This window comes from Corallococcus sp. CA041A (assembly GCF_003612075.1).
Taxonomy (GTDB): domain Bacteria; phylum Myxococcota; class Myxococcia; order Myxococcales; family Myxococcaceae; genus Corallococcus; species Corallococcus exiguus.
The window spans coordinates 1-382 of the sequence record NZ_RAWF01000781.1 but is presented as its reverse complement, the minus strand read 5'-3'; the positions used below and the strand labels follow the sequence as shown (position 1 = coordinate 382).

1 protein-coding gene is annotated in these 382 nt (G+C 61.8%); it reads left to right on the top strand.

The annotated features are described in order from the left end of the window. Positions 1-382, top strand: a 382-nt coding sequence (locus tag D7V77_RS43050; RefSeq protein ID WP_147452410.1) for an EAL domain-containing protein, incomplete at both ends; no start/stop codon positions are given.

Genomic DNA, 382 nt, shown 5'->3' with positions numbered 1-382 from the left:
CAGTGTCGCCAGGGCTGTTCATCCCGGTTGCAGAGACCTCCGGCCTGATATTGAGCATAGGCGCATGGGTGCTGGAACAAGCCTGCAGGCAGCTTGTCGCCTGGTCGACGGATCCGGCACTGGCTGGCCTCCAGGTGTCGGTCAATGTCAGCGCGCGGCAGTTCCGGCATCCCGACTTCACCGGCCAGGTGGCGGCGCTTCTGCAGCAGTCCAGCGTTGACGCGTCGCGCCTGAAAATCGAGCTGACAGAAACCATGATGATCGAGGACATCGAGGACACGGTGGCCAAGATGCTGATCCTCAAGGGCATGGGTGTGTGCTTCGCGCTGGACGACTTCGGCACCGGTTATTCCTCGCTTTCCTACCTGAAGCGGCTGCCGAT